This window comes from Streptomyces sp. NPDC028907, from assembly GCF_055564995.1.
Genome location: NZ_JBVHVE010000038.1, coordinates 1 through 10,520, shown reverse-complemented (window position 1 = coordinate 10,520; position 10,520 = coordinate 1). Strand labels below are relative to the sequence as shown.

The 10,520-nt window shown below is 73.9% G+C and carries 2 protein-coding genes; both read right to left on the bottom strand.

Annotation, left to right across the window (positions count from 1 at the left end; all coding sequences use genetic code 11):
* On the bottom strand, positions 1-949 hold a 949-nt coding region (locus ACZ4UU_RS44860), incomplete at its 3' end, for a beta-ketoacyl synthase N-terminal-like domain-containing protein (RefSeq protein WP_471909229.1).
* A gap of 34 nt (positions 950-983) precedes the next feature.
* Positions 984-10,520 (bottom strand): SDR family NAD(P)-dependent oxidoreductase (locus tag ACZ4UU_RS44855; RefSeq protein WP_471909228.1); only part of this gene is annotated, 9,537 nt, incomplete at its 5' end.

Genomic DNA, 10,520 nt, shown 5'->3' with positions numbered 1-10,520 from the left:
GGCCGTTGCTGGCGCCGTCCTGGTTGACGGCGCTGCCGCGGATCACGGCCAGGACGGGGTGGCCGTTGCGCTCCGCGTCCGACAACCGCTCCAGCGCGAGCACGCCCACGCCTTCGGACCAGCCGGCGCCGTCGGCCGAGGCGGCGAACGACTTGCAGCGTCCGTCGGGGGCGAGGCCGCGCTGACGGCTGAACTCCACGAACACCCCGGGTGTGGCCATGACGGTGACGCCGCCGGCGAGCGCCATGTCGCACTCGCCGCTGCGCAGGGCCTGCGCGGCCAGGTGCACGGCGACCAGCGACGACGAGCAGGCGGTGTCGACGCTCACGGCCGGACCCTGGAACCCGAACGTGTACGAGATCCGTCCTGACGCCACGCTGCCCGCGCTGCCGGTGCCGAGCAGGCCCTCGTACTCCTCGGTCTCCCTGCCGAACAGCCGGGCGCCGTAGTCGTTGTACATGACCCCTGCGAAGACACCGGTGCTGCTGCCGCGCAGCGACGACGGGTCGATGCCCGCCCGCTCCAGCGCCTCCCACGTCACCTCCAGCAGCAGCCGCTGCTGGGGGTCGATCGTGAGCGCCTCGCGCGGGCCGACCCCGAAGAACTCCGCGTCGAAGTCCCCGGCGTCGTAAAGGAATCCGCCTTCCCGTGCGTACGACGTGCCCTTGCGGTCAGGGTCGGGGTCGTACAGCTTGCCGACGTCCCACTCGCGGTCCGTGGGGAAGGCCGTGATGGCGTCCCGGCCCTCGGCCGTCAGCGCCCACAGGCCCTCCGGTGTCCGTACGCCTCCGGGATAACGGCAGCCCATGCCCACGATCGCGATCGGCTCCCGCCGGCCGGACGATGCCTCGACCTCGGTCAGCCGTTGCCGGGTTTCGTGCAGGTCCGCCGTCACCCGCCTGAGGTATTCGACGAGCTTGTCTTCGTTCGCCATTGACTGGCCACCCATCCTTACGCGTACCAACGAGGACTCCGGTCGCGGTTCACGCGCGCCCGAATTCCCTGTCGATGAAGTCGAAGATCTCTTCGGGTGACGACTCCGCCAGCTGTTCCGTCACCAAAGCGCCCCGTTCCCCGCGGTCGACGTCGCCTCCGCCATCGGTCGCGCCGGCGCGGCGGGCACCGCTCCACTCACCGGCCAGCGCGTGCAACCGGCGGGTGATCGTGTTGCTTTCGTCCTGGTCCGTTTCGGCGGCGAGCGTGCTCAGGAGCGCCGCCACGCGGTCGAGTTCCGCGAGCGCGGATTCGGCCGGCGTCCGGCGTACCGGGGCGGTCCGCTCGCACAGGTGCGTGGCGAGGGCGTTCGCCGTCGGATGGTCGAAGACCAGCGTGGCGGGCAGCCGCAGCCCCGTGAGCGTGTTCAGCCGGTTGCGGAGGTCGACCGCGGTGAGCGAGTCGAAGCCGAGTTCCTGGAAGGCACGTTCGGGGTCGATGGCGGCGGCTGTGGAGGCGTGCCCGAGGACGCCGGCGACCTGTTCCCGTACAAGGTCGAGGACGAGCCGGTGCTGTTCCGGTTCGCTCAGCCCGGCCAGCCGGTCGGCCAGTGACAGCCCACCCGCGTCCACGCGGCGCGGCGGGATCCGGACCAGGCCGCGCAGCAGCGGGTTGAGCGAGCCGTCGGCCGCCTGCGCGGCCAGTGCAGCGGCCCCGAGGCGAGTCGGCAGCAGCACCGCGTCGGTGTGCGTGCCCCCCAGCGCCGCGTCCAGCAGCGCCAGCGCGTCGTCGGTCGGCAGGGGCAGGAGCCCGTTGCGGCTCATCCGGTGGCGGTCGGCCTGGTCCAGGTGGCCGGTCAAACCCGAGCCCTCCTCCCAGAGCCCCCAGGGCAGGGACAGCCCGGCCAGTCCGTGCGCGCGGCGGTGCTGGGCGAGCGCGTCCAGGAAGGTGTTGGCGGCGGCGTAGTTGCCCTGACCCGCGCTGCCCAGGACGCCCGCCGCCGAGGAGAACATCACGAACGCCGCGAGGTCCAGGGACCGGGTGAGTCGGTGCAGCGTCCAGGCCGCGTCGGCCTTCGGCCGCAGTACAGCGGTGATCCGGTCGGGGGCGAGTGATCCGATGGTGCCGTCGTCGACGGCACCGGCGGCGTGGAACACGGCCGTGAGGGGATGCTCGGCGGGCACGGCGTCGAGCGTGGCGCGGAGGGCGTCGTCGTCGGTGACATCACACGCGGCGACGGTGACCTCGGCGCCCAGCGCGGCGAGTTCCTCCCGCAGCTCCTCGGCGCCCGGGGCGAGCGGCCCGCGCCGGCCGACCAGGAGGAGACGTGACACGCCGTGTGCCCGCACCAGGTGCCGGGCCACGAGGCGCCCGAGGGTGCCGGTGCCGCCAGTGATCAGGACGGTGCCCGAAGGGTCGAGCCCCGGTCGGGACACGGCCTCCCCGGCGCCCACGGCGGCACGGGCGAGCCGTGGGAGGTGGACCCGGCCGGCCCGCACGGCGATCTGGGGCTCGCCGTCGGCGGCCGCGAAGGCCACGGCGGCCGGCAGCCCGGCGAGGGACGCGGCCAGTCCGTCGGTGTCGACGAGCAGAAACCGCCCCGGTTCCTCCGCCTGGGCGCTGCGTACGAGGCCCCACACGGCGGCGCCCGCCAGATCGGGCACGTCCTCGCCGTCCTCGACCGGCACCGCACCCCGAGTGACCAGGACCAGCCGGGCCGGGGCGAGCCGTTCGTCCGCCGACCACTCGTGCAGCAGGGCGAGGGCCTCCAGCACCGCCTCCCGGGCGTCGAGGGCGGGTTCGGCACCGCCGGCCCGCCCGACGTGGGCCAGTACGAGGTCGGGCACCGTGCCGTCGGACGCGAGCCGGGCGCGCAGGTCACCCAGATCCTTGTACGACGCGGCCCCCATGTCCGTCGCCGTTGCGCCGGGAACCCCGTCCCCGAGCACGGCCAGGCGCAGGCCGGCACGGGGTGTGCCGTCCGAAGGTTCCGTCCACGCGACCCGGTACAGGGCGCTGCCTCGTGACGTGCCGGCGCCGGGCAAGCGGTCCGTGGACAGCGGGCGGACCGTCAGGGAACCGACCGACAGAACGGGGCGCCCGGACGGGTCCGTCAACTCAAGCGCCACCCCGCCCGCGCCGACACCGGTGTCCGCACCCGGTGTGAGGCGTACGCGCAGCGCCCTGGAGCCGCCCGCGTGCAGACGCACACCGGTCCAGGCGAAGGGCAGCCGGACCCCGGAGCCGTCGCCGTCCGGCTCGGGCGCGGCCCAGGCGATGGTGTGCAGCGCGGCGTCCAGGAGCGCGGGGTGGATGCCGTACCCGGAGCTGTCGGTCTCCTCCGGGAGGTCGACCTCGGCGTAGACATGGTCGCCGTGCCGCCACGCCGCGCGCAGCCCCTGGAAGACGGGGCCGTAGACGAGGCCCGTGGCCGCGAACCGGTCGTACAGCTCCGCGGTGGCCAACGGCTCGGCACCCTCCGGCGGCCAGGCCCCGTCGGCGGCGTCCGCGGCGGCGTCAAAGGCCGCTGACGTTCCGCCGGCGAGAAGTCCGGTCGCGTGGCGCGTCCATGGGGCTTCCGGGTCGGCGTCGGCGTGCCGTGAGTGCACCGTGAGGGGGCGGCGGCCGTCCGCGTCGGGGACGTCGACGAGGATCTGCAACTGGACGCCGCTGTCGGCGGGAACCAGCGGGGCCTCCAGGGTGAGCTCCTCGATCCCGGAACCACCGGTCCGCTCGGCGCAGTACAGGGCCAGTTCCACGAACGCCGCGCCCGGCAGCAGCACACGGTCCACGACGGCGTGGTCCGTGAGCCACGGGTGCGTTCCCGTGGAGAGCCGCCCGGTGAACATGTGGCGGCCGTCCTCGGCGAGCACCGTCGCCGCAGTCAGCATCGGGTGCCCGGCGCTGTCCAGGCCGGCCGAGCGCATGTCACCGGCCGGTTCGGCGGGCGCCAGCCAGTACCGCCGCCGCTGGAACGGATACGTCGGCACCGCCACCGGCCGGTCGCCGGGCCGTACGCCGATGACCTGCTCCCATGCGACCGGAGCCCCGTGGACATGCGCACGGCCCAGGGCGCCCAGGAACTCGTGGTTCTCGTCGCGTTCACGGCGCAGGGTCCCCAGCGCTGTCGCGGGCAGCCCCGAGGCCTCGATCGTCTGCTCGGTGCCGAACGTGAGCACGGGGTGCGGGCTCGCCTCGACGAAGAGCCGGTGCCCCGCGTCGAGCAGGGCGCGCACCGTTCCCGCATACCGCACCGGCTCACGCAGGTTGCGGTACCAGTAGTCGGCGTCGAGCTCCCGGGTGTCCAGCTCGGCGCCGGTGACCGTGGACCAGAACGGGATCTCGGACCGACGGCCCCGCACATCGGCCAGGCAGCCGAGGAGTTCGTCGCGGATGGCCTCCACATGAGCGCAGTGCGAGGCGTAGTCGTTGGGGATGACCCTCGCCCGGACCCCGTCGGCCCGGTAGCGCGCGACCAGCTCGTGCACGGCGTCGAGATCACCCGAGACGACCGTGCTCGCCGGCCCGTTGTCGGCCGCCACCCCGACGGCGCCCCGCCACGCGGACAGCGCCTTCTCCACGTCGGCGGCCGACAGCGGCACCGACGCCATCGCACCCGTGCCCCGCAGGGCGCGCAACGTACCGCTGCGCAGAGCCACCACCCGGGCCGCGTCGTCCAGCGACAGGGCGCCCGCCACCACGGCGGCGGCGATCTCCCCCTGGGAGTGGCCGATGACCGCGTCGGGGCGCACCCCCGCGGCCCGCCACAGCTCCGCGAGCGAGACCATCACGGAGAACAGCACGGGCTGGGCGATCTCCACCGGGTCGGAGGCGGGAGCTCCCGGCCGGCCCCGGAGCACATCGACGAGCGACCAGTCCACGTACGGCGCGAGTGCGTCGGCGCAGGCGTGCAGCCGCTCGGAGAACACCCGCGACGAGTCCAGCAGATCCCGCGCCATGCCCACCCACTGCGAGCCCTGGCCAGGGAACACGAGGACGATGCCGCCCGGCGTCACCGGCGCCGTACCCATGGACACGGCAGGATCCGGCACGCCCGAGGCCAGCGCCTCCAGGGCGGCCCCGGCCCCCGCGCGGTCCCGGCCGAGGACGACCGCACGGTGCTCGAACCGCGAGCGTGTGGTGGCCAGCGCGTGGGCCACGGCGGCCAGGTCGTCGCCGTCCTCCGCGACCGCCGTACGACGCAACCGGCGGGCCTGGTCGCGCAGTGCGTCCTCGCTCCGGGCGGACAGCAGCCACGGAACCGGCGCCGTAGGGCCCAGCAGCGGCTCCACCGCACCTGCCCCGGACTCCGCGCGCCCGCCGGGCCGTTGCTGTTCCTGCGGGGCCCGCGGCTCCGAGATCTGTGCGGCCGGAGCCTGTTCCAGGATCACGTGGGCGTTGGTGCCGCTGATGCCGAACGACGACACTCCCGCACGGCGCGCCCGGCCTGTCTCCGGCCACGCGACGCTTTCCGTGAGCGGCGCGACCGCGCCCCGCCCCCAGTCGACATGGGAGGTCGGCGCGTCGATGTGCAGTGACTGGGGCAGCACCCCGTGGCGCAGGCTCTCCACCGTCTTGATCACGCCCGCGACACCGGCGGCCGCCTGGGTGTGCCCGATGTTCGACTTGACGGACCCCAGCCACAACGGCCGTTCCGCCGCCCTGTCCCGGCCGTACGTGGCCAGCAGCGCCTGCGCCTCGATCGGATCGCCCAGCGGCGTACCCGTCCCGTGCGCCTCCACCGCGTCGACGTCGTCGCCCGTCAGCCCGGCGTTGTCCAGCGCCTGAAGGATCACCCGTTCCTGTGCGGGGCCGTTGGGCGCCGTCAGCCCGTTGCTGGCACCGTCCTGGTTGATCGCGCTGCCCCGTACGACCGCCAGCACCCGGTGGTTGTTGCGTACCGCGTCCGAGAGCCGCTCCACCAGCAGCAGCCCCACTCCCTCGCCCCACGCCGTGCCGTCGGCGCCGTCGGCGAACGGCTTGCACCGGCCGTCGGGCGCCAGCCCGCGCTGACGGCTGAACTCGATGAAGATTCCCGGTGAGGACATCACTGTCACACCCCCGGCCAGCGCCAGGTCGCACTCGCTGTCGCGCAGCGCCCGGCAGGCCAGGTGCAGGGCGACGAGCGACGACGAACACGCCGTGTCCAGGGTGATCGCCGGACCCTCCAGCCCCAGCGCGTAGGCGACCCGGCCGGAGGCGACGCTGGTGGTGGTGCCGGTCAGCAGGTACCCGTCGACCTCCGGCGTCGAGGCGCCGAACCCGTACTGCTGGGACGCCATTCCGACGAACACCCCGGTCCGGCTGCCCCGCAGGGTGAGCGGATCGACACCGGCACGCTCCACCGTCTCCCACGCGGTCTCCAGCAGCAGCCGCTGCTGCGGGTCCGTGGCCAGCGCTTCGCGCGGATTGATACCGAAGAACTCCGCGTCGAAGCGGTCCGCTTCCTGGATGAACCCGCCCCGCCCGGTGTACGTGGTGCCGGCCTTGCCCGGCTCGGGGTCGAGGATCGCCGCCAGATCCCATCCCCGGTCGGTGGGGAAGTCCGAGATCGCGTCACCCCCTTCCGCGACCAGTTCCCACAACTCCTGCGGGGACCGGACGCCGCCGGGGAAGCGGCACGCCATGCCGACGATGGCGATCGGCTCGTCCGCCGCCACGCCCTGGCGTGCCCTCCCGGGCCGTGACCGGCGGGCCGACGCCGCACCCGCCGAGGACTGCGCCTCCTCCCCGAGGAGTTCGCGCAACCGGCCGGCGAGCGCCTGGACCGTGGGATGGTCGAAGACCAGCGTGGCCGGTAGCCCCAGCCCGGTCAGGGCGTTGAGACGGTTGCGCAGTTCCACCGCGGTGAGCGAGTCGAAGCCGAGCTCCTGGAACGTACGCCCCGGATCGACCGAGTCGGCGGCACTGTGCCCCAGCACGGCGGCCACCTCCGCACGGACCAGATCCACCACGATGCGCGTCTGCTCCGCCTCGGTGCGCCCTTCCAGACGGCCGCGCAGCGCGGCGGCACCGCCACCCGCCGCCCGGCGTGCGCGGCCGCCCGCGCCGGCACCCGCGCGGGTCAGCTCGCGCAGGATCGGCGGCACAGCGGCAGAGGGCGCCGACGCGAGCGCCGAACGGTCCAGCGCGGCCGGCACCAGCACGGCGCGGTGGTCCGACAGCGCCGCGTCCAAAAGGGCCAGCCCCTGCCCACCGCTCATGGGCAGCAGTCCGGAGCGCCGTATCCGCCGTTGGTCGGCCTCGTCCAGGGCACCGTTCATGCCGTTCGGGTCGCCCCACAGGCCCCACGCCAACGACACGGCCGGAAGCCCGGTCGCTCGCCGCTGCCCGGCCAGCCCGTCCAGATACGCGTTGGCGGCCGCGTAATTGCCCTGACCGGCGCTCCCCAGGACACCGGCGGCCGACGAATACAGCACGAACGCCGACAGGTCCAGGCCCCGGGTGAGCTCATGGAGGTTCCACGCCGCGTCGGCCTTCGCCCTCAGCACGGCGTCCAGGTGCCCGGGCGTCAGCGTCCCGATCGTCGCATCGTCCACCAGTCCCGCCAGATGCAGTACGGCGGTCAGCGGATGCTCCCGCGGTACTCGGTCCAGCAGCGCGCGCAGTGCTTCAGCGTCGGAGGCGTCGCACGCAGCCACGGTGACCTGCGCCCCCAGCTCCTCCAAGTCGGCCCGCAGCGCCGCCGCGCCCGGCGCGTCCGGGCCCCGCCGACCGGTGAGCAGCAGCCGCCGCACACCGTGCCGGCTGACCAGGTGCCGCGCGGCGAGCGCACCCAACGCACCCGTGCCGCCGGTGACCAGCACGGTGCCGGAGGCGTCCAGCGGCCGTGGCATCGTGAGGACCAGTTTGCCGATGTGCCGTGCCTGGCTGAGCTGCCGCAGCGCCTCGGGCGCCGCACGCAGGTCGTACGCCGTCACGGGCAGCGGCTCCAGCACCCCCCGCTCGAACAGCTCGACCAGGTCCTTCAGCATCCGCTGGATCCGGTCCGCGCCCGCGTCCGCCAGGTCGAACGCCCGGTAGTCGACACCGGGCCGGTCCGCAGCGACCTGCTCCGGCTCGCGGATGTCGGTCTTGCCCATCTCCAGGAAGTGACCACCGCGCGGCAGCAGCCGCAGCGAGGCGTCGACGAACTCACCCGCGAGGGCGTTCAGGACGACATCGACGCCCGCACCGCCCGTCGACTCCAGGAACGATTCCGCGAAGTCGAGCGTCCGGGAGTTCGCCAGGTGCGCGTCGTCCAGACCCCGCGCCCGAAGCGCCGCCCACTTGGGGCGGCTCGCCGTGCCGAACACCTCCGCGCCCAGATGCCGGGCCAGCTGGGTCGCCGCCATGCCCACGCCACCGGCCGCCGCGTGGACCAGGATCCGCCGCCCCGGTCCGATTCCCGCGAGGTCGACCAGTGCGTAGTACGCCGTCAGGAACACCGTCGGAGCGGCCGCCGCCTGCGCGAACGACCAGCCCTCCGGCATCCGGGTCAGCATCCGGTGGTCGGTGACGGACCACTGTCCCAGACAGCCCTGGAACAACCCCATCACCCGGTCACCGGGCGCCACGGTCGACACGTCCGGGCCCACCTCCGTGACGACACCCGCACCTTCCGAGCCGAGCATCGGCTGCCCCGGGTACATGCCGAGGGCGATCAGCGCGTCACGGAAGTTGAGACCGGCCGCGCGCATCGACACACGTACCTCACCGGCCGCCAGCGGCCTGGTGGCGTCCTCCGCCGGGACCAGCACGATGCCGTCCACGGTGCCCGGCGCCGACACATCCAGGCGCGTCCCCGCGTCGAGCGCCGACAGCGGCGTCGGCGCCGCGGGCACCAGACGCGGCACGTGCAGCGCCCCGTCCCTGAGGGCGAGTTGCGACTCACCCGCCGCGAACGCCGCATGGACCGCTGCCCAGGCATCGACGCCGGTCGCCACGCCGTCCAGGGGCTCACCCCCCGCCGCGTCCACGTCCAGCAGCGCGAACCGCCCGGGGTTCTCCGTCTGGGCCGAGCGCACCAGACCCCACACCGCCGCGGCTCCCAGATCCGACACGGGCTCCCCGTCCTGAACGGCCACCGCCCGACGGGTCACCAGCACCAGCCGCACCGATCCGAACACCTCGGCGGCCAGCCACCGCTGCACCAGATCCAGCACATACGCGGTCGCATCCCGGGGCCGCTGCATCGGCGGTACGACGGCGAACACGGCGTCCGGCATCCCGGCACCCGAGTCGACCGCCTCGCACAGCTCCCCGATGCCGCCGCTCAACACCGCACCGGGCACCAGCTCTCCCGCGCCGGCCACCCCGTCCCGCACGCACCACCGTACGAACTCGCGCTCCGCGGGCTCCGCGGGGGGCAGCGCCGGCCAGTCGGTCCGCAGCAGTGCGTCCCGCGCCACAACCGATTCCGGCACCAACTGCTCAGGTGTGACCGGCCTGGCGGTGAGCCCGTCGACCGTCGCCAGCACCCTGCCCTTCTCATCGGCGACCACCAGCGCCACCGCGTCCTCGCCCACCGGCGACAACCGCACGCGCAGCGCCGTGGCACCGCCGCCGACCCCGTACACGGACACACCCGCCCACGCGAACGGCAGGCGCGTCGTCGCCCCGTCACCGTCACGCATGATCGTCACGTGCAGCGCCGCGTCCAGCAGCGCCGGGTGGAGCGCGAACCCCTTCGCATCGGTCCCCTGGGGCAGCACGACCTCGGCGTAGAGGTCGTCACCATGCCGCCAGGCGCTACGCAGCCCCTGGAACACGGGGCCGTACGCCATGCCGAGCCGCCCCACCCGCTCGTACAGATCGTCCACTTCGACCGGAACGGCGCCCGGCACCGGCCACTCCACCAGCTCGTCGACGTCCTCGGGCGGCGCCTCCGCCGCCGTGAGCAGGCCGGAGGCGTGACGCGTCCACGTGGCATCGGAGTCGGCGGGCCGTGCATGGATGCCGATCTGCCGGGCCCCCGTCTCGTCGGCGGGATCCACCTGTACCTGAAGCTGCACCGCGCCCGCCTCCGGCAGCACCAGCGGCGCTTCCAGGGTGAGCTCGGCCACCCGGCCCCCACCGGTCCGGTACGCCGCGTGCAGCGCCAGCTCGACGAAGGCCGTGCCGGGCAACAGGACCATGCCCATGATCGTGTGGTCGGCCAGCCACGGGTGCGTCTCCACGGAGATACGGCCATGCAGCAGACACGCGTCGCTCGCGGCGACGGTGACCATGGCCCCCAGCAGCGGATGATCGGCTGCCCCGAGCCCGGCCGCCGTCACATCACCCGCTGCGGACCCGGCCACTGCCCAGTAGCGACGGTGCTGGAAGGGATAGGTGGGAACTTCGGGGTCGGTGGAGGCCGGGGGGATCAGGGTGTTCCAGGTGGGTGGGTGGCCTTGGGTGTGGAGTGCGGTGAGGGCGGTGGTGAGGGTGGTTGTTTCGGGGTGGTCGGCGTGCAGGGTGTGGGTGACGGTGGGTCGGTGGTCGTCGGGCAGGGTGGTGTGGATGTGGGGGGTGAGGGTGGGGTGGGGGCCGATTTCGAGGTAGGTGGTGGTGTGGTGGTTGTGGAGGGTGGTGAGGGTGTCGGTGAAGCGGACGGGTTGGCGTAG